Origin of the sequence: Streptomyces sp. RPT161, from assembly GCF_027533845.1 — a bacterium.
Classification (GTDB): Bacteria; Actinomycetota; Actinomycetes; order Streptomycetales; family Streptomycetaceae; genus Streptantibioticus_A; species Streptantibioticus_A silvisoli_A.
This window is the reverse complement of the sequence record NZ_JAPZVN010000017.1, coordinates 50,474-76,016: the sequence shown is the minus strand read 5'-3', so window position 1 is coordinate 76,016 and position 25,543 is coordinate 50,474. Positions and strand designations below refer to the sequence as shown.

Genomic DNA, 25,543 nt, shown 5'->3' with positions numbered 1-25,543 from the left:
ATTGCAGTGGCAGGAGTTTCCCGAACGCTTCGGCCCCATGGAAGGCCCCTCCACAAGCGGCACTTGCCCTGCTCGGTTGACGGCACCTGGGGAAATGTCATGTCGCTGTTGATGATCTGCAGGCGTCTTATCGGGCCGTACGTGGCCGGTTTCGTGCCCGCGGTTGTTTGCCTTGGTGGCTGTGAGGCTCAGACTGTGGGGGTCGGGATCACGGTCATGCGAACAAGGGGAACGGCCGGGATGAACAGGGTGAGAAGCACCGAATCCACTGCCGGGCAGTCGACGCCAGATACCACCCCCGTGGGCAGGACCCCGTTCGACGACCTCTATGACCAGCCCGACCCGCGGGCCTACTTCCGTGTGCTGGGTGCGTTGGACTACCAGACGCCCCATCATGCTCAGGAAGTCTTCCGGCGCATGGCCGCCAACCGCACCGCCCATCTGGCGGGACGTGCGGAGGTACTGGACATCTGCTGCTCCTACGGCATCAACGCGGCCCTGCTCAATCACGACCTGACGTGGGACGACCTGCACGCCCACTACACATCACCACGGGCCGACGCACTCGCCACCGCCGAACTGATCGAATGGGACCGTGCCTACTACGCGGCCCGCCGACGCCAGGACGCGGTCCCCGTGACCGGACTCGACGTGGCCACGCCTGCACTCGACTACGCGCTCGCGGTCGGCCTCCTGGACCATGCGTTCGCCGAGAACCTCGAAACCGACCCGCCCTCACCGGCCCTGCGCCGCGCTGTGCGCGCCACACGCTTGATCACGGTCACTGGTGGGGCGAGTTTCCTGTCCCCTCGCACCTTCCAGCCGCTCCTGGCCGCTGTCGACGCCCCCGTGTGGATCGCCGCTTTCGTGTTGCGGACGGGCTCCTACCAGCCCATCGCGGCAAGCCTGCGGTCCCACGGACTGGTCACCGAGAAGGCCGCCGACTCCACCTTCGCCCAGCGCCGTTTCACCAGCCCGCAGGAGCAGCAGTACGCCGTTGATGCGGTGGCTGCCGCGGGTGAAGACCCTCAGGGGCGAGAGACCGAGGGTTACTTCCACACGACCCTGTATGTGTCGCGGCCTCCGGAAGACACCGCGGCATTCCCGCTCGCAACACTGACGCAGACACCGAGTTCAGCCCCTCGCCTGCCAAGGCGTTGAAGGAGTCAGCGGGCCGGGCGGCCGGCTCGTGTGACGTCGGCGTCGGCGGCACTTCTGCCTTCGCCTGCACCGTTCCGCCGCTGCGCTTGGCGCCGCTGCATTCGGCGACATGGGAGTCCTGTTTTGCCTGGACGGCTCAGCTGGTGGCTGGGGAGATCAGCCTTCGTGGCCGGAGCACCCTTCCCCGGCAGCCACTGCTCTTTGCGGATGCCGCCCCGGGAGCACACCGCCCCTTTCTCCTCCGGACCGGAGAAAGCGCGGGGGTGTCCCTGTGGGGCTCTACCCCGATACGGGCTGACCAGCGGACCGGGTACAGCGCGGCATTCAGTACTGCTCGGTTTCGATGAACCCGGTGTCTTCGTCGGCGCCGAAGGCGCCTGCGGCAGCGATGGGGTCGAATCCGGGCGGGCTGTCCTTGAGGGCCAGGCCCATGCTGGCCAGCTTTGCCTTGACCTCGTCGATCGACTTCGAGCCGAAGTTGCGGATGTCGAGCAGGTCTGCTTCGGAGCGGCCTACGAGCTCGCCGACGGAGTGGACGCCTTCGCGCTTGAGGCAGTTGTAGGAGCGGACGGTGAGTTCGAGTTCCTCGATGGGGAGGGCGAGGTCGGCGGCGAGGGCGGCATCCGTGGGGGAGGGACCGATGTCGATGCCTTCGGCGTCGACGTTGAGCTCGCAGGCGAGGCCGAAGAGTTCGACGAGGGTCTTGCCGGCCGAGGCCATGGCGTCGCGGGGGTGCATGGCCTGTTTGGTCTCGACGTCGACGATGAGCTTGTCGAAGTCGGTGCGCTGCTCGACGCGGGTCGCCTCGACCTTGTAGGTGACCTTGAGCACGGGACTGTAGATGGAGTCAACCGGGATGCGGCCGATCTCCTGGCCCTGCTGCGTGTTCTGCACGGCGGAGACGTAGCCGCGGCCGCGTTCGACGGTCAGTTCGATCTGCAGGCTGCCCTTTGAGTTGAGGGTGGCCAGGACCAGGTCCGGGTTGTGGACCTCGATGCCGGCGGGCGGGGCGATGTCGGCGGCGGTGACCAGGCCGGGGCCCTGCTTGCGCAGGTACATCACGACCGGTTCGTCATGCTCGGAGGAGACGACTAGCTGTTTGATGTTGAGGATGAGGTCGGTGATGTCCTCCTTGACGCCGGGCACGGTGGTGAACTCGTGCAGCACGCCGTCGATCCGGATGCTGGTGACGGCAGCGGCGGGGATGGAGGACAGCAGGGTGCGGCGCAGGGAGTTGCCGAGGGTGTAGCCGAAGCCCGGCTCCAGCGGCTCGATGACGAACCGTGAGCGGTATTCCTCGACGACCTCTTCGGTCAGAGACGGGCGCTGAGCGATCAGCATGAGGTGGTGCCTCCAGTTTTCGGCGCCCGCTGGGTTACGCGGCATGGCAAGGATAGGGGCGGTACGGCCTCGCAGCGGTCATCCTCACGGCAGGCGCCTGAAGATCCCTCCATTGCCGTTCGGCTGCCTGTGCATCGACGGCCAACCGAACGGAAAGCCGGAACACGACCACGACCACACTTCAAACGCCACGGCCTACGGAAAGAGGATGTGACACAGCTTCTGGTGGCGACGCGGCTGGAGCAACTGCGCGAGCAGACGGCGGCCCAGACCGAGTAGGCCGCCCCCGCGCCGTGGACGGACCGGCTACCGAGCTCACCGCCCGGCGCCTGGAGGCGACAGAGGCGGTGATCGCGTGAACATCGAGCAGAGCGGCGTCGACCTCGCGCGCCAGGCCCTGGTCGCCGCGGAAGGGAAGCCGCAAGTCGACTAGCCCACGGTCGCGCCGCACAGGTTGAAGATCAAGCTACGGCCTGTCGCGAAAGTGCCTCTCTCCAGTCGGGAGGCGGTCCTACATGAATGTCAGACGTGTCTGCCAGGATCCGGTTATGGAGATGACGCTGCAACTCACGATCGACTGCGCCGACATACAGAGGCTGGTGGCGTTCTGGAGCGAGGCTCTGGGATACATACCCGAACCTCCACCGGGCGGCCATGCCACGTGGCGGGAGTATTGGGCAGCCACGGGAGTGCCCGAGGAGGAGTTGCCTGCCGGCGCCGGCGATACTCCGGAGTCGATCGTCGATCCCGCGGGGCAAGGGCCGCGGGTGTGGTTCCAGCAGGTTCCCGAACCCAAGGCCACCAAGAACCGGATTCACCTCGACCTGAAAGTCGGCGGCGGGCGCGACGTCCCGTTGGCGGTCCGCACGCAGCGGGTCACTACCACAGTGGAAAGACTGATCGAAGCTGGCGCCAGCGTGCTTCGGATCGCGGACGAGCCGGACATGGGGCACTACGCCGTCGTACTGCAGGACCCGGAAGGCAACGAGTTCTGCGTCGTCTAGGAGTCTTTCCGCCACGCTGCTCATAGCCACTCGTTGATGGCTGGACCAGCACCGTCGCCTCGTAGCGCAGGGCGAGTTCGATGCCCCTATGGATGTCAACTACCTGATCCTGGCTCCGGCGTGCTGTGCCGGAGCGTAACGATCGTCTGGTAAATCTCGCGGGCAACGTAGCGTTTGAGGCAGCGGATGGCTTCGCGGCGTGCCCTGCCTTCGCTGACGCGGTGCTCGATGTGCGGGCGGGTGCGGGTGTCCCAGCGCATCTGTGCCAGGGCGATCGTGTACAGGGCGGAGTTGGCGGTCGCCGCTGCAGTTGACTCTGCGGCGCTGGGTCTTGCCGGAGGAGGCTTCGACGGGGCTCGCGCCGCAAAGAGCGGCGAAGATGCCTCGCTGCCTGTCCGCTGCCGGAGGCCATGCCGTGGCGGCCGACTGCCAGGGACTCATCGAGGAAGCTGACGCCGAGGGAGAGCTGGTGGGGCGTGCGCTCTCGTTCATGCCCATCTTCACCGCAAGGACGCCGAAGCCAGCCATTAGCGTGCGCCTGGACGGTAGTTGGGCGTCGTTTCCACTTCCTGCCGCGCCCGCCGACACGCGGCGGGGAGAGCACGTTCTACTCCGCCACACATCCCGCTGCGCTGGGTCGTGCCCCGCGCAAGGGGATGGCCGAGTCAGCGGCTCGAAGCTCGGATTTCACGCGGGACAGGCTGGGCGTTGGTTCAGCTGGTCAGGCCGACGAGCACGCGGCGTACCAGCGGCGCGAAGTGGGATTGGGGCCGGGAGTCGGCGTTGGAGGCCGTCTGTCCGGCCAATGCCTGCGCCACGAGCGGGTGGCGTCCTTCGGCGGCGGCCTTGATCAGGTAGGTGGCCTGGGCCTTCTGTCGCTCAGTGGGTGAGCGTTGCGCGTGCAGCTCGGCTCGGGCGAACTGGGTCACCAGCGCGTTCAGCAGGCCGATCGTCTCCAGCTTTGACTGCTCGGACAGCGGGGCGGGGGCCAGCGCGCGCAGGGCGCGCTCAAGGTAGTCGAGGCCGTTGGGCCCGAGTCGGAGCGGTTCGGTGGGGATGTCGAGCAGCCACGGGTGGCGCAGGTGAACCTCTTTGGACTGGAGAGCGAGGACCAGCAGGTCCTCGACGGGGTCGCCGGTGAGCGGGGCGGTGAGGTCGACTTCTGCGGCCACAGCGTCCGCCATGAGGTCGAACAGTTCGTCGCGGTCGGCGAGGTAGCGGTACAAGGACGCCGGTCCGGTGGCCAACTTGACGGCTACCTGTCGCATGGACACCGCCGCGAGTCCCTCGGCGTCGGCGAGTTCGATCGCGGCGGCGGTGATCTGGGCGCGACTGCGCTCGGGCGCGGGGCCACGGGCTCCGCGTTCGGGCCGCTCCCACACGGTCACCGGTTCCTGGGGCACCGGTCCTCCCTGTTCCTCGCCTGGTCTCATCCCCTATCCTAATAGTGCGAACGCTGATCGCAGTATTAGGAGGCGTCATGAGTGTGTCCTCGTCACCGGCTTGGACTCCCGTCCGCTGGGCCGAGAACGGCAAGGTGCGGCTGGCCTACGACCAACTGGCCACGGCTGGCGACGGGGAACCCCTGCTGCTGGTCGTCGGACTGGGCGCCGCGCGCCAGTGGATTCCGGACGGCCTGTGCCACGTGCTCGCGGAGCATGGGTTCGCCGTGGCCCGCTACGACCAGCGCGACGGCGGCCAGTCCACCCACCTGCCGCCCACTTCCACCCGCAACCCCTTCGCCGCGTTGTTCGGCAAGCGCGGCGACGCCTACACCGCCGAGGACATGACCGATGACGCCATCGCCGTCATGGACGACCTCGGATGGGAATCGGCTCACCTGTTCGGGATGTCCCTGGGCGGCGCCATCGTCCAGCGCATCGCGATCCGCCACCCCGAACGCGTCCGAACCCTCACCTCGATGTCGGCCGTCCCGGGCGACGCCAAGGGCCTGGCCACCCTGCGGTATCTGCGCCCGATGACGTTGGCGAAGCTGTCCCGGATGAGGTTTCCGGCCACACCGCAGGGCACCGTCGAGGCCGGGGTCGCCCTCGCCCGACTGATCGCCTCGCCCGGCTACCCCTTCGACGAGCAGGCCGCGCGGGCGACCGCCGAGAGGATCGCCGACACTGGAATCCACGACGCGGAGGCGCAAAGCCGCCAGATCGGCGCCCAGTGGCATGGCCCAGCGATCAGCACTATCACCGCGCCCACCCTGGTGTTGCACGGGGACGGCGACCCGCTGATCAAGATGAACGCCGCCCGCGCGACGGCGGCCCGCATCCCCGGCGCCCGCCTGGTAACCCTGCCCGGCGTGGGCCACGACCTCCCCCGGCCCGTGTGGCACGAGATCGCCACGCAGATTCGCCAACTGGCAGACACCGCACACCAGCAGCCGCTGAGGCACTGACCTTGCGCGATACCCGCGAGAGCGTGATCGGCTCGCGCACGACCGGAAATACGATGCTGCCCGACGTTTGACCGACTGCGGCTGGGGTGGGCGGCGGCCTGGGCACGTGCGTGGGCGGTGGTGAGGCCCGCTGACCCGGCAGGCCGACCCTGACGTCGAAGTCGGCCCGATCATTGCGGTCTACGCGCCGTCGAAGTCATTCAGGCCGCCGTCGGTGCGTCGAGGCTGACCTGGCGCCCTACCCGGGCGAGGGAAGGCCACCGGTCTCAGGCGGACTGTCGCATCTCGATGGGCAGGTGGCGGGGTCCGCGGAGCATGGCGTTCTGCCGGTAGGGGGGCGGGTCCTGGACCAGGCGTGCGGTGCTGAGGCGGGGGATCAGGGCGCCGAGCGCGGCGTGGGCCTCGATGCGGGCGAGTGGGGCGCCGTAGCAAAGGTGGATGCCGCTGCCGAACCCGAGGTGCTCGTTGTCTTGGCGGGTGGGGTCGAACCGGTCGGGGTCGTGGAACCGCTTCGGGTCGCGGTTGCCTGAGGCCAGCGCGAGCACGACGGAGGTGCCCTTGGCAATGGTGGTGCCGGCGATGTCCATGTCGACGAGGGGGGTGCGTTGCCGCATGTGGACGGGCGGCTCGTAGCGCAGCAGTTCCTCCACCGCCCGGGGTAGCAGGTCAGGTTCGCCGCGTAGCCGGTCGAGCTGGTCGGGATGGCGCAGCAGGGTGAGTACTCCGTTGGTGATCAGGTTGACCGTGGTCTCGTGACCGGCGATCAGCAGCAGCACGCCGGTTTCCGCGAGTTCCTCGGGGGTGAGCCGCAGGGCCGGGTCCGGTTCGTTGATGAAGGCCGAGAGCATGTCGTCGGTGGGATGGCCGCGGCGTTGCTCGGCGAGGTTCAACAGGTACATGCCCATGTCGATCCGCGCCTGGTCGCCCGCCCCGTCCTGCTCCGTGGTGTCCAGGTCGGGCCTGACATCGGCGGACGCGACCACCGCGTTCGACCATTCCCGGAACAGCGGCTCGTCCTCGCGGGGGACGCCGAGCAGTCGGCAGATGACCGTGACGGGCAGGGGGTAGGCGAAGTCGTCGACGATGTCGATCTGGGGGCGGTCCCGGAGCTCATCGAGCAGTTCCTCGGTGAGTTCGGTGATCTGGCCGCGCATGGTGTCGATGCGGCCAGGGCTGTGTGGCGGACCGAACGGCCGCATGGCCAGGGTGCGCAGCCTGTGGTGCTCGGGATCGTCGAGCCGCAGGAACGGCGGCTTCCGTGCCTTCTGGGCCGGGCCGGGGAGGTTGCGGGGATCGGCACTGATCTGCGGGTTGTGGAGCAAAGCGGTGATCTCGTGGTAGCTGCCGACCAGGTAGCTGCCGTCTGCCTGCCGCACCACGGGACCGGCTTCGCGGAGTTCCGCGTACAGCGGATAGGGATCGGCACGGTTGGCGTAGTCGGTGATGCGTTCCAGCAGTGTGTCGGCGGACATGGGTTTCGGCTCCTCGTGCGGGGGCGGGACGTGGGTCATCCGGAGGGCTGAATCACCGTCAGTCGGCGGTCGGGTAGGTGACCGGTGAGCGCCACGGTGGGGCCGTGGGACAACCCCTTCGGATCCGGCACATCGGAGGGAACCGGGATTTCGGCCGCCATCGGGCGGTCCGCCGCGCCGGGCGCGGGTGGGAACGGTGCGGCGGTCTCGATCAGGTGTCGGTAGTACTCCAGCGACTTGGCCATGTCGACGGTGACCGCGGCGGTGACGCGGCCCCGGTAGCCGTAGACCATCGCCAGGCGGCGCTCTTCCAGGGAGCCCTGGGCGATGGCCACATGGTCGGAGAACGTGGGGACGCCCACCGACTTGATGTTGAGCCCGAACTGGGTCGACCAGAACGTCGGAAGGGCGAGGTGCGGGCGCCGCAGCGGCCCCCGGTTGACCATGTTGTGGGCCGCGACCTCGGCCTGCGCGACCGCGTTGCCCCAGTGCTCCAGGGAGAGCAGTTGGTAGTCGAACAGTGGGTGCGGGAAGCGGGAGACGTCGCCGGCCACGAAGACGTCGTCGGTCACGATCCCGTACATGTCGAAGGCTCGGCATCCGGCGTCGCAGGTGACGCCGCGCGGACCCGCCGCCAGTCCCGCCTCGGCCAGCCACTCGACGTTGCGGACCGCCCCCAGCGCCACGACGCACACGTCCGCTTCCACGCGGCTGCCGTCGGACAGTTCCGCGCCGGTGAACCGGCCGCCGCTGTCTCCACGCAGGGCTGTGACGGTCACGCCGCAGCGCAGGTCCACGCCGTGGTTGCGATGCATGGCGGCCGCGAGCTTCGACAGCGTGCCGCCGAGCGCGCCCACCAGGGGTGCGGGGCCGCGTTCGGCGAGCGTGACCTCGATGCCCCGTTCCCGGCAGGCCGAGGCGATCTCCGAGCCGGTGAAGCCTCCACCGATGACCAGCACCCGCTGCGGCCCGGCGGCCAGCCGCTCGGCCAGGCCCGCGGCGTCGTCGCGGGTGCGCAGGGTGAAAACCCCGTCCAGGGCGGCCTCGTCCGGGTTGGGCCAGGGCCGCGCCCGGGTCCCGGTGGCGATCAGCAGCCGGTCGAACGGCAGCGACTCGCCGTCGGCCAGCATCACCCGTTTCCCGATGCCGTCCAAGCCGCTGGCGCGTACTCCCAGCCGCCACTCGGCGTCCGGGTTCCGGCGCATCGGCAGACCGGTGGTGTCGGCGGCCACCTGACCGAGCAGCACCTGCTTGGACAGGGGCGGCCGGTCGTAGGGCGGATAGGGCTCGTCCCCGACCACGGTCAGTGAGCCGGTGAAGCCCTCCTCGCGCAGCGTCTCGGCTGCCCGCAGTCCGGCCAGCGACGCGCCGACGATGACGATGCGGCCGTCCCGAAGGTCACCGGTCATCGGGGCTCACCTCCTCGCCGAGGAGGATGGCCTGAACCGGGCACGCCGCCGTTGCTTCGCGTACTCGCTCCAGCTGGTCGTCGGGGACGGCTGGGCTGTACAGCAATCCCTCTTCCCCGTGGAGCTGGAACACCTTCGGCGCGAGGAACACGCACTGCGCATAGCCCTGGCAGCGCGTGAGGTCCACAACGATCCGCATCGCACCGCTCCCTCTGTCGCCTCATCCCCTGTTCCCCTTCCAGGGTGGGGGACGATTCGGACACTCGCACGGCTACCGCGCCAGGGCCGGGCTGACGTGGCGAGCGTTGCCGTGGCGCGCGAGTCAGGGTGTGGGACTGAACGAGTGTTGCCGAGGGGGCTGATGCAAGGGCGGGGCACCTCGGATGACGCGGCGCCGGGCACCCGGGACGGCGCGGGAGCCAGCTTCGGCACATCCCCGCATGCGCGGGGATGAACCCCACCGACCACAAAGACCTCAGGTCAGTGGGCGCTGGTCCCCGCGCATGCGGGGATGGTTGCGACGGAGGTCTTCGGCGTTCGTCAGTCCTCGGCGAGGAAGTGGGCGATCCGGGGCCAGAGCGCGTCCCACTCCTCGCCCTCGTGCCTGCTGTCGTGCGCGAGACCGGGCACGGTGACCAGCCTCGCGGACCGGCCCAGTCGCTCCGCCTCGACGGCCAGGTCCCGGGCGTGCTCAACCGGGATGAGCCGATCGACCTCGCCATGCACGATGAGCATGGGGGAGGTGACATCGCCGAGCGAGGCCAGCGGTCGGCGTTCCGGAGCTGCGAAGTGGGACGTCAGCTGGTCCGGTCCGAGGCTGAGGCGGGAGGGTACGAGGGAGCCCGGCTGTGCCCGCTCGGCTGCCACGAGCAGCGCCGGATCGTACAGGCCCATGAGCAGAACCGCTCGGTGCCAGCGGTCCGGTGCGCGCCCGAGCGCGGCGAGGGCGGTGTAATGGGGCATCGCTGAGATGGCGGCCCCGCCACTGGCGGGGCCGCCATCTCTGTTCACGTGTCGGGCCCCGTCAGCGTGCGGCGTGGCGCAGCCCGGCGAGGAACGCGGCGCCGTTCGGTGTGCCGACGCCCGTCATCGTGTCGTAGCCCTTGGCGGTCACCTGCTGGGTGTAGGCGTGTTCCTGGGAGTCGAAGACATCGACACCCGTGCTGGTCATCGCCGGGATGTAGGCGCCCCGGTCCTGCGGAGGCATCGACGTGGCGACCGGCAGGATGTCGTGGAACGCACGCGTGCCGGCCAGACGGTAGATCAACGGGTTGACGAAGCCGAAAGCCGATTTCTGGCCCTGCTGAGCGTCGGCGATCAGACCGGCGATCAGCGGGCACGCCAGGCTGGTGCCGGCGTTCGGCGTGGTCTGGTACGGTCCCGGCTTCCCGCTGCTCGTCGGCTGGATGTACCCGGTCAGGATGCCGGTGTCGGGGTCTGCGTCGGCGGCGATGTCGGGCACCGCCCGGTTGGTGGCGATCCGCTTGCCGACGCGGACACGTGACATCGACGCCGGGACGACACCCTTCTGGTAGAAGGGCTGCCCGTAGACAAGGCTGGTGCCCCCGCCGGCGCCGCTGACGCCCTGATCGGTCCACTTGCCGTTGTCCAGGGAACCGTAGTCGTCCGACCACCCAGTCTCGAACACCCGGTTGTTCGCCGCCCCGATGCCGAGACTGGTGCCGCCGACCGCCAGCGCGTACGGGTCGGAGTCGGTCACCGTAAGGCCGGGAGTGTCACCGGAGGCGAAGTACATGCCGACCCCTTCGGCGGCGGCCCGCACGTCGATCGCGTGCACCGTCTGCGCTGGCACCTCACCCAGGGGGATCTGCCACGAGTTGGACTCGATGGAGGCGCTGGGATGGCTGCCGTCGCCGGTCAGTACGGCAAGAGCGGCGTCGAGCAGCGCCTGGTCCTCGTTGCAGCCCCCTCCGACGACCATCAGCTGGTTGGCACTGGGAGCCATCGTGTAGACGGCCTCGGAGTCCATCTCCGCTTCGTCGTCGACGGCGGGCGCTTCGTCATCGGCGGCGGTCGACTGAGCCGCGCTGTGCGAGGGAGTGGCACAGGAGGTTCCCGACTGTATTTCCCGGAACTGGGATGGTTTCGGCGCCGGCAGGTGGTTGCTCCTCGCGTAGTCCGTCAGCGTCTGGAACATCGCGGTCGGCGCCTCGTCCTCGGTCAAGGCGACGGTCTGGCCTTTTCCGGTGTCGGTCCACGTTGCCCCGTAGGCCGCGCGGATCTGGTCGGCGGAGTACCCGCAGACCGGTAGCGACGCCTTGGTCAGGCCCTGGTACGCCGGGTGGAGGGTCTGCACGTGCTGTGCCCAGTACTGCGAGCAAGTCGGTGCCTTCGCCGCCGCCTTACGCGGGCCCCGCGCCGACGGGGCCGCGGTCCGGGAGGCAGCGGGCGGGGCGCTGCCCATCCCGGTCACGCCCAGCACGTCGGACGCGAGCGAGGCAGGCACCGACACGTCGCGGTCGTTGGACTGGAACACCGTGGCCTTGCCGTTCGCGCCCTTGACCCGGTACCGGTTGATACGTACCCCGAACGCCGACTGCACGGTGGACACCGGTCCGGTAGCCGAGACGTAGTCACGGCCGCTGTCGGCGTGCACCTGGGTCAGGCCACGGGCGGTCAGCCACGCCGCGAGCGCCGTGGCGTGCGCGGCGGACGGACCGAACCTGGCGGTGTAGTCGTTCGGGCTCAGGTAGTGGTGGAACTCGGCGCTGCCCGGTGTGGCGACCGCGTCGGCGAACGTGGCGGCGCCCGCCAGGTCCGGCTTCAGCCACACCTGGATGGTCAACTGCTGCGACGCAGACACGGCACCGACACGGGACGCGGCGTGCACGGCGGGGGGAGCCGAGCCGGACACCGGGACGGTCGACGCTGCCCGTGCGGTGCCCGGTGCCCCAAGCACCGCACCAGCAGCCATCACCGCTACACAACTGGCCAGGACGCTGGCGGCCCTGCAAGCACTTCTCCTCGGGGAATCCACTCCATACCTGGATGAAAAGGTTCTTTCCATGCGTCTTCCCAACCCTGCCCGATCGCTCCAACACCGGTGATTCCCGGCCCAGTTCCTCGTACGACGCAGCCCCGGGGCCGCGGGTTGCGGCGATCCGGTGTGCGCAACTCGGTGCGGAACTGTCGAACGGCGCGGCGGTGAGCAACACGTAGGTCGGTATGACCATCCAAGCGGGCGCGCAGCGCCAAGGGCCTGGCCGTGTGAGGCATCAAGAGGCATCAAGGCGTGACCGGGCTCATCGCAGCGCCCTCATGACCTCAACCCGAACTGAGAAGTTCGCTAGTTCTGTTCACGGACCAGGGCGACGTCGCTTTTGACGGCCGCCGTGGACCCGGCTTCAGCCGAACCCGCTGGACTCCGGGCAAGCCGGCCCCCGGTCCGTACCATCCCCAGCGCGATCCCCGCGATGACCAGTGCCGCCGCACACGCCGTCGTCGGCGTCACTCCCTCGCCCTGGAACACCCACGCCGCGGCGAGGCCGAAGACCGGGACCAGGAGGGAGAAGGGGGCCACCGTCGGGGAGTCGTACGTGCGCAGCAGGAAGCCCCAGACGCCGAAGCCGAAGAGAGTGGCGCCCCAGGCCACGTAGAGGGCGGCGCCCGCGCCGCCCCAGGTGATGTCGCGCAGGGCCTGCACGTCGCGGTGCCAGCCTTCGAAGGGGATGGAGATCAGTGCCAGCGGGATCGGGGGTACGACGCTGACCCACACCATGAAGCGGAACATGTCCGGCGGACTCGCCTTGCGCATCGCGATGTTGGAGACGCCCCAGCAGGCCGCCGCCGCGACCACCAGCAGGAAGGCGCCCAACGGTCCGGCCGCGCCGGAGTCCGTACCGGCCACCGCGATCCCGGCCGTCGCCAGGACCATGCCCGCCACCTGGACCCTGCGCGGGCGCTCCCGCAGCAGCACCGCGGCGAACAGGACGGTGAAGATCGCTTGGCCCTGGAGCACCAACGAGGCGAGGCCGGAGGGCATTCCGGAGTCCATGCCGATGAAGAGCAGGCCGAACTTCATGATGCCCAACGCGACGCCGACCGCGATCACCCAGCGCCAGGCCACCCTCGGCCGTCCGACGAAGAAGACGGCGGGCAGCGCGGCCAGGGTGAAACGCACGGCGGAGAACAGCAGCGGTGGAAAGTCACGCAACCCCACGTCGATGACGACGAAGTTCACCCCCCACACGGCTGCCACCAAAACAGCGAGGGCAACATGGGCGGGCTTCATACACCGACCTTCCTGAGCACACGTCACATGCTTGAACCATGAAAGCAAGTGACGGCTGGCAGCGGCCAGCGAGGATTCGTTAAGGCCGGGGATTAGCATGGCTTCATGCTCGATCCCAGTCGGCTTGGCGTGCTCAAGGCCATAGCCGCGCACGGCTCGATGGCCCGTGCCGCAAGCGCCCTTGGCTACACCCCCTCCGCGGTCTCCCAGCAGATCGCCAAGCTGGAACGCGAGGTCCGTACCGAACTGCTCGACCGCAAGGGAAGCGGCGCGGAGTTGACCCCGGCCGCGTGGCTGCTGGTGGAGGCCGCCGACGAGATCGCCGCAGTTCTGGAGCGCGCCCAGGGGCGGGTTGAGGCGCTGCGCGGTGTACCGTCCGGGCGCCTGGTGCTGTCGGCGTTCCCCACCGCGTGCCGCGGTTTCGTCGCGGCAGCGGTGGGTGAGCTGACCCGGGCGCACCCCGAACTCGACTGCCGACTCGTCGAGTTAGACCCGAACCGCGCTATCGCGCAGGTGACGAGGGGTGAGGCGGATGTGGCGGTGGTGCACGACTGGCACAACACCCCACTGGTGCTGCCGCCGTCGCTGTCCGTGTCGCCGGTCGGCGAGGACGTGGCGGACGTCGCCCTGCCCGACGCGCATCCGCTGGCTGGGCGCGACGTGCTGACCCCCGAGGACCTCGCGGACGAGCGGTGGATCAGCCAGGGGCCGGAGGCGATGTGCCACGAGTGGCTGACCCGCACCTTCCGCCAGCACGGTATGCAGCCGGACATCGCGTACCAGGTCGAGGAGTACGAGTCCCAAATCGCCCTGCTGGCCGCTGGGTTGGGCGTGGCCATGCTGCCGCGGCTGGGACGTGGCGTGCTGCCGCCGGGGGTTCGGGTGCTGGCCATGCGACCGACACCGTCCCGTCAGGTGTCCGCCGTGTGGCGTGCCCGTACCGACCACCGCCCCGCCGTACGGGCGGTGCTGGACGCGCTGCGGCGGCACTGGAGCGCGGGGAGCCGGCCGGACGGGGAAACCCAGCCGTAACCGCTCTGCGGTTTCAGTGAAACAGTCCGATTTGGCCAGGGGGATATCGGCCAATCCAGGAGTGGGCGGTTGACACCGCTGCCTCTGCTACTGGACATTGAGGGCCACGCCATGGCGGTCAAAGGGGCAGGTAATTCCTGACGGGGGTTCACAGCACATGCGGTGTCTTTCTCGCGTACGGCGCTGCGGAAATTTCCGCTGGTAGTTCCGTAGCCGTCCGAAGAAACGCGTCCTCCTTTTCTTTCGCGGTAGTGCCCTGATCCGGTGGGTCAAAGAGGGCAGGTACCGCCGCATCGCGCAACGCCGCGCGGCGCGCATTTCCGCGGCGGACGCTTCAGCGTGCCCGTGAGCGGTTCGTACACCATCACACGTTGCCCGACAAGGAGTTCAGCATGTCCTCACTCGCGCCAGCGCGCAGCACAGCGGTGGATGTCGAAGAACTACGTGCGAGTGCGCTGCAGGAGTTACGCGCCGTACTCTCCGCCGAGAACTACGAGGGTGCCGTGCGCTGCGCCATGCGGCTGCACAACGCGCTGCCCGCCAAGCGCGGGCTCAACCGCAGCGTGGTGCTGGTGGCCTACGGCGGAGGCAAGGACAGCTCATACACCTTGACCTTCGTGCGGGCCATGCAGCTCATACTGTTCCGGATCCACGGCTCGACCTTCCGGATGCGGGTGGCCACCAACCGGCACGCCGGGATGCCGCGGGCGGTGATGGAGAACATCGACCGGGTGTACTCCGCGCTGCGGCTGGCTGAGGACCCCGACTGCGAGTTGCTGCTGATCGACGGCCAGCAGGTGCGCCGGTTCGACGTGGACCTTCCGCAGACCGCCGACGTGGTACGGCGCAACCGGACCGACATCCTGATGACCGGCCACCGTACGGCTGCCGACGCCCGGCCGACGTTCTGCAACGCCTGCAACCTGAGCATGGTCAACTCCTTCGGCCTGGCGGCGGGTTACGACGGTGGTGTGGACCTGATCATCACCGGCGACTCGCAACGCGAACAGCGCGACTACTACCTGTGGGTGTCCCGGCTCGCCAAGCGGTTCGGGCTGCAACCGCCCCGGGACCAGCGCACCGGTTTCAAGGGCTTCCTGACCGCGCTGAACAACATCTCGCAGGCGTACTTCACCGACATCCACGGTCCCGGTGCCCCCGACACCGTCGCGGAGCACGCCATCACCAACGAGGTGCGCGAGGGGTTGCAGTTCTTCTCCATCTACGACGACACCGCCTACGCCTCCGGTGACCACTGGGAACTGCTCACCGACTACCTGCACTTCGACTTCGACGACATCGCGTTCAGCTTCACCGAGTCCGACTGCGGCAACCCCGCCCTCATGGCGCACCTGCGCGCCCTGAAGTGCGAGCGCCGCTACGGCCGCACGTACGCCGACGGGCTTGCGGAGTACGTGGACTTCGCGATCTCGCTGATGCACAAGAAGGAGTTCCCGCCGCAACTCGTGCAGCTGATGCGCGAGCGCTACGAGGGGGCGGCCGAACGGATGCGGGCCGCCATGGACGCGTACGCGATGGAGGCGTACGGGCTCGCCGAGGAGCAGTTGGTGGCCATGGTGTACGCGCCGTTCGCCGAGAAGGGCGCGAACCTCGACGCCTACCTGCGGGCCGAGCAGCCCGACCTGGACGCCGGTACGGTCCGCGAGCTGCTCGACGGCTCCGAGGGGGATCCGTCGCTGGTGGCCCGGCTGGAGCGGATCACCGGACTGTCGGTGGACCAGCTGCGGGTGCTGTACCGGGGCTCGTTGCGGATCGCCTCCACCACGGTGGACAACGGCGAGTTGATCGACTCGATCCTTGAGGGCGACCCGCACAAGGAGGTCATCCAGACCCGGCACTCCGCCGACGGCCCGCTGGTGCCCGAGCTGCTGTCCGGTCGGTGATCCGTGACGCATCAGGCAGACGACTTCGTACAACTCGGCGCGACCAGAGACGGGTTGGACCCGTACCTTGACTGCGCGCGACGCCGCGGTATGCGCGCGGTACTGGTGGAGACACCCGCCTATCTGCGTTGGCGGCGCATGCTCGGCCGGGCCTCCTTCGATCTGGAACTGCCGGTGGAGCAGCCACAGGACCCGGCGGAGGTGGCGACGGCACTCGCCGAGGCGGGGGTGGCACCGCGGCTGGTGCTGTCGGGGTTCGAGCGGTATGTGTACGCGGGCTTCGAACTGGCCCGTGTGGTGCGCGCGGCGCCATGGCCGTACGTGGGGGAGCGGTTCCGCCCGTTGGACAAGCACCAGCAGCGGGAGGCGTTGCGGCGGTCCGGGACGGAGGTCCACCAGCCGCGCTTCGCCCTCGTCGGTACCGACGAGGCCGCGGAGTTGGACTATCCGCAGGTGGTCAAGCCGTCGGACGGTGGCGGCGGCCTCGGCGTGCTGCTGGTGGACGACCCACACCAGCGGCAGTGTGCCGTGGAACTCATCCAGGGGATGCGCAACTACGGCGGCGGGGAGTTCGTCTCGGTCATCGCCGAGGAGTTCGTCAAGGGGCCCGAGCTGTCCCTGCAGGGCGTCGCCCATGACGGGCGACCGTATCTGCTCAGCGTGTGCGAGAAGTTGACCACGCTCGAAGAGGTGCCGGGAGTGCCGGGCCTTTCCGGCTTCCGTGAGGTCGGCCACCTGGCCCGGCACGGCAGTACCGCCGACGGCGGGCTGCTGGAGCTGGCGGAGCAGTGTCTGCACGCGGCCGGTTACCAGGAGGGGCCCTTCCACGTCGATGTCATCCAGGGGCAGGCGGGGCCGGTCTTCGTGGAGATGGGTTTCCGGCTCTCCGGAGGCGCTCTGGTGGCACTGGTGGAGAGGGCGACCGGGGCGCGCTGGGCCGAGGCGGTCTTCGCCGTGCACCTCGACCGGCGGCCACCCGCCGTGCCACCCGCCCGGGAGCGGGCGGTGGGCCAGATCACGGCCGTCTCACAGGAGGAGCTGACCGCCGGTGCCGAGCTGGCACGGGCCGGTCATGACGTCGAGGTGGTGCGCGCGGCGCCGTTCCCGCCGGGCGACGCCCTGGACGCGGCGGACCGCCAAGTGCTCGCCTCGGATCTGTCCCGGCACACCGGTTCCGTCGGGCGGGTCCTGGTCACCGCCGCCAACTGCTCAGAAGCGCAGGCCCTGTTGCGTCCGCTCGTCGCCACCCGACTGCGAGGTTGACCATGTGCCGACTGATCCTGGCCACCGGCCGCTTCGACGCCGGTGCCATCCTCGACGCCGCGGTGGACATGAGCTGCGGTCGCACCGCCGACCACGACGGTCCCACCAACGTCCACCCCAACGGGTGGGGCGCGGTGTGGCGCCAGCCCGATGCCCCGAACGGGCTGGCAGTGCACCGCGACGTGCGTCCGCTGGGCGAGAGCTACGACGACTCACCGATCAGGGGCCTGGAGACACCGTTCCTCGCCATCCACGCGCGGCACGCCACCCTGGCCAGGAACCAGGGTCTGAAGTGCACCCATCCGCTGGAGCGCGGTGGCGAGTTCCCTTGGTACTTCATGCACAACGGCTTCCTGCCGACCGTGTACCAGTTGCTCGGCCTGCCGGAGTCCGAGTTCGACTCGGGTGAGTACTTCGACTACATCGTGCCCAAGGACGTCCGGCGGCTGGACGAGGCGTCGACGCTGGAGCGACTGACCGCCCTTCCACCGGGCGGGAGTTCGGGCAACGCCATCGCCGTCAACCCGGAGCACGCCTATGTCATCCACTGGACGACACCCGGCAACCAGGCACCCCGTTACTTCGGTATGTACACCCTGAGTACCCCGCGGTTCCGGGTGATCGCCTCAGAGGTGGTCCCGGCGCTCGCACCACCCGAACACTGGGAACCGCTCAAGCCCGACCACGTCGTGGAGATCCCACTCGCCCCGGTCACCGACCCCGTACTCTCGTGAAGGAGAACACCATCATGACGTCCTCCACAACGTGGACCCGTGTCGTCGTCGACGCGGCCGCAACCCGCCCGGACCCCGCGCTGCTGCGCCAGCTCGTGGCGGGCGAGACCGCCGTGGTCGTGCTGCGCGACCTGCTTCCGGCCGACGCGTTCGCCGTCAACCGTGAGCGGATCGGCAAGCTGCTCGCCAACGCCTCCACCACGGAGTACGTCAACGGCGCGCTGACCACCGTGGGCCCGTACCTGGCCAAGTACCTCGACCGGACCGACGACTACTTCGCGGACGCCGACGCCGCCAAGTCCTTGCTGGACACAGTGGAGTTCGACCTGGACGGCCAGGTGCGCACCGCGCTGCGGGACGCCTTCGGGCTGGGCTCGGTCGAACCGGCCAGCGAACCCGACGGGCGGCTGTACTCGCCGTCGGTGGTACGCATCCACGCGGACGGGGTGCGCAACCCACTGCACAACGACAACATCATGCGCGACGCCAAGGGCACCGGGATCGCCCTGGCCGATCTGGCCTGCCAACTCAGCTGTGTGGTGTGCCTGCAGGAGTGCGACGAGGGCGGTGAGCTGCGGATCTACCAGAAGGAGTGGCAACCCGCGGACGAGGCGCACAAGATCCCCGGCGGGCTCGGCTATGACGAGGCCGTGGTCGACGGTGTGCCGTGCCATGAGTTCAAGCCGAGCGCCGGGGACGTCTACTTGATAAACCCCACCCGTTACCACTCGATCGAGCGGGTGCACGGCTCTGACCGGCTCACCATGGGATTCTTCATCGGCTTCGGCGACGACCGGCTCCAGGACGCGGTGGTGTGGGGATGACCGAGCAAGTCCCCGTCCAGCAGGAGACCCGTGTCTTCGACCGGCTGGTGGCGCTGCTCGACGAGCACGGCGCCGCGTACCAGGTGATCGAGCACGAGGCTGAGGGCCGTACGGACGTGGTCAGCACACTACGCGGCAATCCGCTGTCGCAGGCCGCCAAGTGCGTGGTGATGCGGGTGAAGTTGACCAAGAAGAAGTCGCACTACGTGCTCGCGGTGGTGCCCGGTGACCGTCGGGTCGACCTCGGCCGGGTCCGGGAGTTGTGGTCGGCGCAGCACGTCTCTTTCGTGGAGCGGGAGACCGCTGAGCGGCTGTCGGGGTCGGTGAGCGGCTCCATCGTGCCGTTCTCGTTCGATCCGGCGCTGGAGTTGGTGGTAGATCCCGACCTGTTGGAGCATCCACGGATGTTCTTCAACGCCGGTGAGTTGGATGTCTCGCTCTCCCTGGACACCCGGGACTATGCGCGGGCGGCGTCACCGCGGGTGGAGCGGATCGCCGAGGCCGCGGCCTGAGTTGGAGGGCACGCCGTCGTCGTACGGCGTGCCCTCCCGCATCCGGCTGGCCGGTGGTTTCGCGCGGTCGTCCACCAGCAGCGTGAAGACATCCGGCCTGGCGTAGTGGCCGGTGACGTCGAAGTCGAAGCGCGCGCGGGCGAGTTCGCCCAGATCGAGTTCCGCGGTGAGCACGCCCTCGGCGTCGCGCAGTGGCCCCGCCAGGACCTCGCCCAGCGGGGAGATGATGACGCTTCCCCCGTTGATCAGCACGGTGTCCGGGTCGTCGCCCTGGACGGGGTGGACGTCGTCCGGCAGCGCCGCTCTGCGCAGGTACTGGCAGGCGCTGAGCACGAAGCAGCGGCCCTCCAGCGCCACATGGGTCATGGTCGACTGCCAGACCGGACGGTCATCGACCGTGGGGGCGCACCACAGCTCAACCCCCTTGGAGTACATGGCGGTTCGGAACAGCGGCATGTAGTTCTCCCAGCAGATCGCGGCGCCCAGCCGGACCTCGCCGGTGTCGACGGCCGGCATGGTGGATCCGTCGCCGAAGCCCCAGATCAGCCGCTCCAGTCCGGTGGGCATCAGCTTGCGGTGCTTGCCGAGCAGGGCGCCGTCAGGGCCGAAGAACAGTGCCGTGCAGTACAGCGTTCCACCGCCGCGTTCCACCACTCCGACGACCAGGTGGACGCCCAACTCCCCGGCCAGCGCGCCCAACGCCTCGCTCTCCGGGCCGGGTACGTCGATCGCGGACTCGAAGTAGCGCCGGAACTGCTCGCGCCCGGCCGCGGACCGCGCGCCGACGGTGACGCCGAAGTCCAGGCCCTTGGGGTAGCCGCCGAGAAACGCCTCCGGCAGTACGACGACACGGGCGCCGGTCGCCGCGGCCTGCCGGATGAGGGCCTGCGCCTTGGCCAGGGTCCGGGCGGTGTCGAACAGGCAGGATCCGGCCTGCACGACGGCGACGGTGAGCCGACTCATGACGGGCACCACTCCCTCTCCCCAACTGACGGGCCGCGCCCAGCCTGCCACAACGTCCGGGCGCGCGGACCACTCCTCAAGGACCCGCCCGCCCCGCACCCCCGCTCGGCCTCCTGTAGCCTCTGGCACACGTACGCCGAGGGGGACGGCGTCACGGTGGCGCGGCGCTCAGCCGAGGGGTTGTTGGCCATCCGGATCGCCGAGCGGCCATGGGGAAGTCCAGGTCTCCCGCCCTGCCAGTTCGCAACGGAGGTTCAGACCATGCCCCATCCTGTCCTGCCCCGGCGTCCGGAGGCCCGATGGATGCTGGTCGGCACCCTCCTGTCCGCGGTGGGCCGTGGCCTGACGCTGCCCTTCCTGTTCATCTACCTCACCGAAGTGCGCGGCCTGTCGGGCACGTTCGCCGGGTTGGTGATCGGGTGGTCCGGCGCGCTGAGTCTGGTCCTGTCGCCGGTCGGGGGCGCGTTCATCGACCGGTTCGGGGCGCGGCGGGTGGTCTTGCCCTGCCTGGTCGCCGAGGCGGCCGGCACGGGTTCGCTGGCGTTCGTCCACTCCGCCCCGGCGGCCTTCGCGGCGGCGTCGCTGATCGCCGTCGGCAACTCGGCGATCCTGTCCGGGCAGTCCGTCATGCTCGCCTCACTGACGGCGGAGGAGGAACGGCAGCGGACCTTCGGGCTGCAGTTCACCCTGCTCAACCTGGGCCTGGGCGTGGGTGGGTTGGTGGCGGGCGCGATGGTCAGCACATCCCAGCCGGTCACGTTCCAGATCCTCTACGTGCTGGACGCGGTGAGCTTCCTCGCGCCGGTGCTGGTCCTGCTTGCGCTGCCGGGGGTCGGCAATCCGGTGGGCTCCGGCCGGGACAGCGCGGCGGCCGACGACGGCCGCTCCTCCGGCGGTTATCTCGCCCTCCTACGTGATCGTCCGTTCCGGCGGCTGACGCTGTTCCTACTGGTGATCACCACCTGTGGCTACGCCCAGATCCAGGTGGGATTCTCCGCCTACTCGGTAGGCGTCCTGCATGTGGGGCCTCGGATCGTCGCATGGGCGCTGGCGGGGAACACGGTGGTCATAGTGGCCTCCCAGCTTCTGGTGATCCGTCTGCTCCACCGCCGGAGCCGATCGGCCGTACTCGCCGCGGTGGGCGCGACGTTCGCGATCGCCTGGCTGGCGCTCGGCGTGGGTGGCTTCGTCGCCGCCGACCACCGGATACTGGCCGCGCTCTCGGTGACAGCCTGCGCCGCGATCTTCGGTATCGGTGAGACCATGCTCTCGCCGGTGCTGCCGGTGGTCACCAACGCCCTGGCCACCGACGAACTACGAGGCCGCTACAACTCCATCAGCTCCATGATCTTCGGTGTGAGCGGGGTGATCGGCCCCGTCACCGCGGGCCCCCTCCTTGGCTCCGGCGGCGGTACGGTCTGGGTCGGCCTGGTCGTGACCGGCTGTCTGGCAGCCTCGCTGCTGGCGTTGTCGCTACGCAAGCTGCTCACCGCCGACCAGGACGGTCGAGTGACCGGCGACGACGCCTCCGCGGCGACCTCGGAAATGGCCCACCGCTGAGCTCTGGCACTACCGGAGCGCGCACCCTGGCGCGTCGGTGCCGCTACGCGGCCACGCCGCCGACCGGGAGCCGTCGCCCCCGGCCGCCGAGTGCTTCAACAACCCGGCGGCGGGACGGGCGACAAGGAGTGGCAACTGAGCGCCGTCAGGCCGTCGTAGCGGAGACGTCACCCGCACCGGAAGTCCACAACACCGGGCAGAACTCCGGGTCGGCGTAGTCCGGCACGCCGGTGGCTGTCCTGCGGACCAAGGTGTCGTGCTTGTAGGGCTGTTGGCGGCCGTCCGAGTGCCGGTAGTCGCGGTACGCGTTCGCCCCGTCCTGCAGGTGGAACGAGATGGCCCGGCGAGGCCGGGGACTGCGGTTCGCCCCGCTACCGTGGTAGAGAAGGCAGTGATGGAAGGTCATATGGCCCCTGGGGATGTGGACCGGGACCTTCTCCACCGTCGCGCCATTGCGCTCGGCGTCACCCCGCAGCAGGTATTCGCGTCCCAGGTCCTCCGGGTCGCCCGTCGGCCGGTTGGCGCCGTGCCGGTGAGTCCAGAGATGACTTCCGTTCACCATGCTGATCGTGCCGGACTCCTCGGTGCAGTCATGGAACGGGATGAAAGCCGTGAGCATGTTGTCCGAGGAGCAGGTCGGCCAGAAGTATTTGTCGAAATGCCAGGAGACGATGTTGGACGCCTCGTCGGCGATCGGCGGCTTGTAGATGAGGGTGGCCTGGAACACCCTCATCTCCGATGACTTCGAAAGGCGGGCGGCGACAGCTCCTATGAGAGGCTTGCGGAGGATCTTCGCTATGGTCTCGTCCTGGTAGTGGATGTAGTCGTTGTTGCGCTGCACCTCGCCGTCGGCGGGCTGCCAGTCGGCCAGCCGGTCCGGCCGTACGGGCAGTGAGCGATCGCGGTGGCCCGCGTAGTAGCGCTCACTGGCTTCGGTCAGGGCATCGGTCTCTGCGTCACTGAGAAGCTTCTTGGACAAATACCAGCCACGTTCCTGGTAGGTCCGCACGTCCTCTTCGGACGGGAGAAGTTCGATCTCTTCCGCTGTAAGCTCGTGAAGGTCGGTCATGCCTTGCTCCCATTGATCTGCGTTCATCGACTTAGGAATCCAGCAGCCAGTCGTCGGTGTTCAGCCCGCCGACCACGAACTGGCCGTACTCAGCGCCAAACGCCGCCGTGCCGGCGCGATTGCGCTCGCGAACCCTGGTCTCATCCGCGTCCAGCGGCCTGTCGACCCCCACGAACACGCTGTAGAGCGGATGAGGTTGGGCACCGCGCGCCAACTTGGCCTGAAAGGTGCCGAGTCCGAGGTGGATCGCACGGTCGGTGCACCCGGTGCCTTGCGCGATGGGGTGGTAGAAGACCAGGTTGAAGTAGTCCGCCACGTTCGGCACCGAGTAGTCGAAGCCGGCGACCCGCGCGTAGAGCATGTCGCGCTGGCGGTAGCGCAGGGCGAAGCCGACGGGCCGTCCGGCGTCCTCGTCCAGCAGGAGCGTGCTGCATCCGCCGAGATAACGGCCCTGGCGGTCGTAGACGGTCGCGGCACGCTTCTCGTCGTAGTCATGCCCGTGCTTGTGCATCAACGCACTGTTCAGCGGGGCGATCTCCCCGACCACCTCGGGCAACCGCACTTCGCGGATGGTACGCCCGCTGTCCCGGAACGCCCTGGCCTCACGCCGGGCCCTCGGCCGCCGCCCGGACGGCAGCCACGCCAGATACTCGTCCAGGTCCCGCCACAGCCCGACCGGCAGCACGGTCTCCACATCGTGGTAGAGGAGTACCGCACCGGCGTCGGCATGGGCTCTGGCCACCTCCAGCGCCTCCTCGCGCGGAAGGTAGTAGTACGCCAGCACGCTCGCACCGGCCTCGGCGGCGAACCGGAACGCCTCAGCGGTCAAGGCGTCGACTGCCGACGCGCGCTCCGGCGGTGTGACCCCGTCACGTCCCGGCAACTGGCCGCGGAACTCCGACCAGCCCGCGGCAATGGCCAACGGCCGGGCGGCGAGGCGGGCATGCCGTTCCTCGTCGACCAATCCGGCCAGCATGTCGGCAGGGGTGTAGAGCAGGTGCGGCGGACGTGGGAAAGCGTACGTCTCAAGGCCCGCCACAGGCCTGCCGCTCCCATCACGTGCCAACAGGTGGTGACCGCTGGCCCCTTGCGGCAACTCCTCTTCGCGCACTCCCAGGAAGCCGCTGGTCGAGTAAATGGTGGCGCCTGTCGTCAGTGCGTCCCAGTCAGCCGCCGGTAGCCGACTGAAGGAGTCGTAGGAGGAAACGTGCATGGGCAACTCCTGTGGAGATAGCGGAGATCGATCGAGAAAGGCGGCGAAGGGCCGAGGAGCCGGGTCAACGCGTGATCCGTCCGACCAGCGACCGTACATCGTTGCCCCGGGCATGGAGGAGCAGGACTCCGCTGTCCGCCAACTGGTCGAACAGCTCTTGGTTCGCCTGCCGTTGGGACGCGCGGACCTTGAGCGCGTACCAGAGAATCGAACGGGGCCCGATCACACTCCACAGGGTCTCGCGTGTGCCGCCCCAAAGCCGCTCCCGGCGTATCCAGCGACGCAGCGTGCGCCGCAGCAGTCGGGACCAGGCCACGGCGAACGGCGGGTCGACCCAGACCAGGCAGTCCGCCCGATCGGCGAAGGCTGTGATCGCATCCGGATACTGGCCGTCGACGATCCACTGTTCCGCGTCCAGTTCCTTCCCCAGCAGGCCGACGAACTCCTCCGTGGGCACCGGAGTCCAGCCGGGCCCCCAGTAGAGCGCGTCCAAGGCGACCGGTCGCACACCGGCCGACTCGGCGAGGGCGTTGGCAAGTGTCGACTTGCCGCAGCCCGGACCCCCCACGATCCACACCTTGCGCGGGCGCGCTACGTCCCCTACGCCGGGCACAGGCATTCCCCTTCCAGCCACTTGGCCACTCCCTCGTCGTCATGGTGCCGGGTCACCGCGTCCGCGAGCGCGAGGATCTGCGGACACGCGTTGGCCACCGCGACTCCGAGCCCCGCGGCCGCGAGCAGCCCCGCGTCGTTCGGTGCGTCACCGAACGCCACCACCTCACCCCATCCGATACCGGCGTCGTCGAGAATCCACTGGACCGCGCACACCTTGTCCGCCTCCGGCGCGGAGATCTCCAGCAGCCCCGGGCTGGACGACGTCCACACCACATCGCCCCTCCTGCCGAGCGCCTCCGGGGGAACGTCGGTGCCGCCGTGCACCATCACGCACAGGATGGCGGCCCCGTCTGGCAGCGTGGCGACACGTTCGGCCGTCGCCGCACCACTGGCCAGGACGTCCGGCCAACCGGGGCCGAGCAGTCGATCGTTCTCCCGATCGGCGGCCCACGTGTCCCAGCCGAGCCTCGCGATCGCGGCACGCGCGGTGGAGGGAGCCATCGCACGGGTACGCAGCACCCGGCCGCTGTCCAACTCGCTGACGACCGCGCCGTTGGACGACACCAGCGCGGCGTTCATGCCGGAGGCGGCGGCCAGGAGTGTGCGAGCCGACCAGGCAGGACGGGCGGTCGCGAAGACGATCCGGGCGCCGTCCGCCGCCGCTTCGCGCAGCACGGCGACAGCACGCTCACTCACCGTTCCGTCCGACCGCAGCAGGGTGTAGTCGAGATCGGTGACCACAACAGCCGGGCGGCTGCCCCCGCGTGCACGGGGACAGCCGCTGTGATGCGTGTCGGCCATGGAC

General features: G+C 69.1%; 23 protein-coding genes and 1 pseudogene. 10 read left to right on the top strand and 14 right to left on the bottom strand.

The window, feature by feature from the left end:
* Positions 1-99: 99 nt before the first annotated feature.
* Complete coding sequence (locus O5O46_RS26605) at positions 100-1,161, top strand: hypothetical protein (RefSeq protein ID WP_269858120.1); 1,062 nt, start codon at positions 100-102, stop codon at positions 1,159-1,161.
* A gap of 324 nt (positions 1,162-1,485) precedes the next feature.
* On the opposite strand, the gene O5O46_RS26600 is transcribed toward O5O46_RS26605, so the two are convergent.
* Positions 1,486-2,502 (bottom strand): DNA-directed RNA polymerase subunit alpha, encoded by a 1,017-nt coding sequence (locus O5O46_RS26600; protein ID WP_269858119.1) that lies wholly within the window; start codon positions 2,500-2,502, stop codon positions 1,486-1,488.
* Between the two features lie 548 nt (positions 2,503-3,050).
* Here O5O46_RS26600 and O5O46_RS26595 point away from each other — a divergent pair.
* Entirely contained in the window at positions 3,051-3,506 is a 456-nt protein-coding gene (locus O5O46_RS26595) for a VOC family protein (protein ID WP_269858118.1), read from the top strand.
* A gap of 284 nt (positions 3,507-3,790) precedes the next feature.
* Here the strand turns inward: O5O46_RS26595 and O5O46_RS35655 are convergent.
* Positions 3,791-3,884: pseudogene (locus O5O46_RS35655) on the bottom strand (transposase); the annotation flags it as partial.
* A 335-nt stretch (positions 3,885-4,219) separates the two neighbouring features.
* Positions 4,220-4,909 (bottom strand): TetR/AcrR family transcriptional regulator, encoded by a 690-nt coding sequence (locus O5O46_RS26585; RefSeq protein ID WP_269858117.1) that lies wholly within the window; start codon positions 4,907-4,909, stop codon positions 4,220-4,222.
* Positions 4,910-4,986: 77 nt separating this feature from the next.
* Here O5O46_RS26585 and O5O46_RS26580 point away from each other — a divergent pair, with 77 nt between their 5' ends.
* Positions 4,987-5,916 (top strand): alpha/beta fold hydrolase, encoded by a 930-nt coding sequence (locus tag O5O46_RS26580; protein ID WP_269858116.1) that lies wholly within the window; start codon positions 4,987-4,989, stop codon positions 5,914-5,916.
* Positions 5,917-6,182: 266 nt separating this feature from the next.
* Here the strand turns inward: O5O46_RS26580 and O5O46_RS26575 are convergent, their stop codons facing one another.
* From O5O46_RS26575 to O5O46_RS26550, 6 genes are all read right to left on the bottom strand, one after another.
* Entirely contained in the window at positions 6,183-7,388 is a 1,206-nt protein-coding gene (locus O5O46_RS26575) for a cytochrome P450 (protein ID WP_269858115.1), read from the bottom strand.
* A 35-nt stretch (positions 7,389-7,423) separates the two neighbouring features.
* Positions 7,424-8,797 carry an NAD(P)/FAD-dependent oxidoreductase gene (locus O5O46_RS26570; RefSeq protein WP_269858114.1) on the bottom strand — a complete coding sequence of 458 codons (1,374 nt, stop codon included), beginning with the start codon at positions 8,795-8,797 and terminating at the stop codon, positions 7,424-7,426.
* On the bottom strand, positions 8,787-8,996 hold the full coding sequence (locus tag O5O46_RS26565) for a ferredoxin (protein ID WP_269858113.1): 210 nt from the start codon (positions 8,994-8,996) through the stop codon (positions 8,787-8,789). Before O5O46_RS26565 ends, O5O46_RS26570 begins: the two co-directional genes overlap by 11 nt.
* A gap of 341 nt (positions 8,997-9,337) precedes the next feature.
* Complete coding sequence (locus tag O5O46_RS26560) at positions 9,338-9,760, bottom strand: alpha/beta hydrolase family protein (protein ID WP_269858112.1); 423 nt, start codon at positions 9,758-9,760, stop codon at positions 9,338-9,340.
* 61 nt (positions 9,761-9,821) lie between these two features.
* A complete protein-coding gene (locus O5O46_RS26555; RefSeq protein ID WP_443072629.1) occupies positions 9,822-11,732 on the bottom strand; it encodes a S53 family peptidase in 1,911 nt (636 codons plus the stop codon).
* Positions 11,733-12,104: 372 nt separating this feature from the next.
* A complete protein-coding gene (locus tag O5O46_RS26550) occupies positions 12,105-13,049 on the bottom strand; it encodes an EamA family transporter (protein WP_269858110.1) in 945 nt (314 codons plus the stop codon).
* A 105-nt stretch (positions 13,050-13,154) separates the two neighbouring features.
* Here O5O46_RS26550 and O5O46_RS26545 point away from each other — a divergent pair, with 105 nt between their 5' ends.
* From O5O46_RS26545 to O5O46_RS26520, 6 genes are all read left to right on the top strand, one after another.
* On the top strand, positions 13,155-14,081 hold the full coding sequence (locus tag O5O46_RS26545; protein WP_269858109.1) for a LysR family transcriptional regulator: 927 nt from the start codon (positions 13,155-13,157) through the stop codon (positions 14,079-14,081).
* A 392-nt stretch (positions 14,082-14,473) separates the two neighbouring features.
* Positions 14,474-15,985 (top strand): PqqD family protein, encoded by a 1,512-nt coding sequence (locus O5O46_RS26540; protein WP_269858108.1) that lies wholly within the window; start codon positions 14,474-14,476, stop codon positions 15,983-15,985.
* Positions 15,986-15,988: 3 nt separating this feature from the next.
* A complete protein-coding gene (locus O5O46_RS26535) occupies positions 15,989-17,248 on the top strand; it encodes an ATP-grasp domain-containing protein (protein WP_269858107.1) in 1,260 nt (419 codons plus the stop codon).
* A 2-nt stretch (positions 17,249-17,250) separates the two neighbouring features.
* Entirely contained in the window at positions 17,251-17,982 is a 732-nt protein-coding gene (locus tag O5O46_RS26530; RefSeq protein ID WP_269858106.1) for a class II glutamine amidotransferase, read from the top strand.
* A 14-nt stretch (positions 17,983-17,996) separates the two neighbouring features.
* Entirely contained in the window at positions 17,997-18,806 is an 810-nt protein-coding gene (locus O5O46_RS26525; protein WP_269858105.1) for a 2OG-Fe(II)-dependent halogenase WelO5 family protein, read from the top strand.
* Entirely contained in the window at positions 18,803-19,318 is a 516-nt protein-coding gene (locus tag O5O46_RS26520) for a YbaK/EbsC family protein (RefSeq protein ID WP_269858104.1), read from the top strand. The genes O5O46_RS26525 and O5O46_RS26520 overlap by 4 nt, the downstream gene beginning before the upstream one ends.
* Here O5O46_RS26520 and O5O46_RS26515 read toward each other — a convergent pair.
* Entirely contained in the window at positions 19,280-20,281 is a 1,002-nt protein-coding gene (locus O5O46_RS26515) for a nitrilase-related carbon-nitrogen hydrolase (protein WP_269858103.1), read from the bottom strand. The genes O5O46_RS26520 and O5O46_RS26515 overlap by 39 nt on opposite strands.
* A gap of 261 nt (positions 20,282-20,542) precedes the next feature.
* Here O5O46_RS26515 and O5O46_RS26510 point away from each other — a divergent pair, with 261 nt between their 5' ends.
* A complete protein-coding gene (locus tag O5O46_RS26510) occupies positions 20,543-21,841 on the top strand; it encodes an MFS transporter (RefSeq protein WP_269858102.1) in 1,299 nt (432 codons plus the stop codon).
* 145 nt (positions 21,842-21,986) lie between these two features.
* On the opposite strand, the gene O5O46_RS26505 is transcribed toward O5O46_RS26510, so the two are convergent.
* The 4 genes from O5O46_RS26505 to O5O46_RS26490 form a co-directional block, all read right to left on the bottom strand.
* Positions 21,987-22,910 (bottom strand): phytanoyl-CoA dioxygenase family protein, encoded by a 924-nt coding sequence (locus O5O46_RS26505; RefSeq protein ID WP_269858101.1) that lies wholly within the window; start codon positions 22,908-22,910, stop codon positions 21,987-21,989.
* A 31-nt stretch (positions 22,911-22,941) separates the two neighbouring features.
* Positions 22,942-24,123 (bottom strand): peptidogalycan biosysnthesis protein, encoded by a 1,182-nt coding sequence (locus O5O46_RS26500; RefSeq protein ID WP_269858100.1) that lies wholly within the window; start codon positions 24,121-24,123, stop codon positions 22,942-22,944.
* Between the two features lie 64 nt (positions 24,124-24,187).
* Positions 24,188-24,691, bottom strand: a complete 504-nt coding sequence (locus tag O5O46_RS26495; protein ID WP_269858099.1) for a hypothetical protein — start codon at positions 24,689-24,691, stop codon at positions 24,188-24,190.
* Positions 24,692-24,723: 32 nt separating this feature from the next.
* Positions 24,724-25,539, bottom strand: a complete 816-nt coding sequence (locus O5O46_RS26490) for an HAD family hydrolase (protein WP_269858098.1) — start codon at positions 25,537-25,539, stop codon at positions 24,724-24,726.
* Between the last annotated feature and the right edge of the window lie 4 nt (positions 25,540-25,543).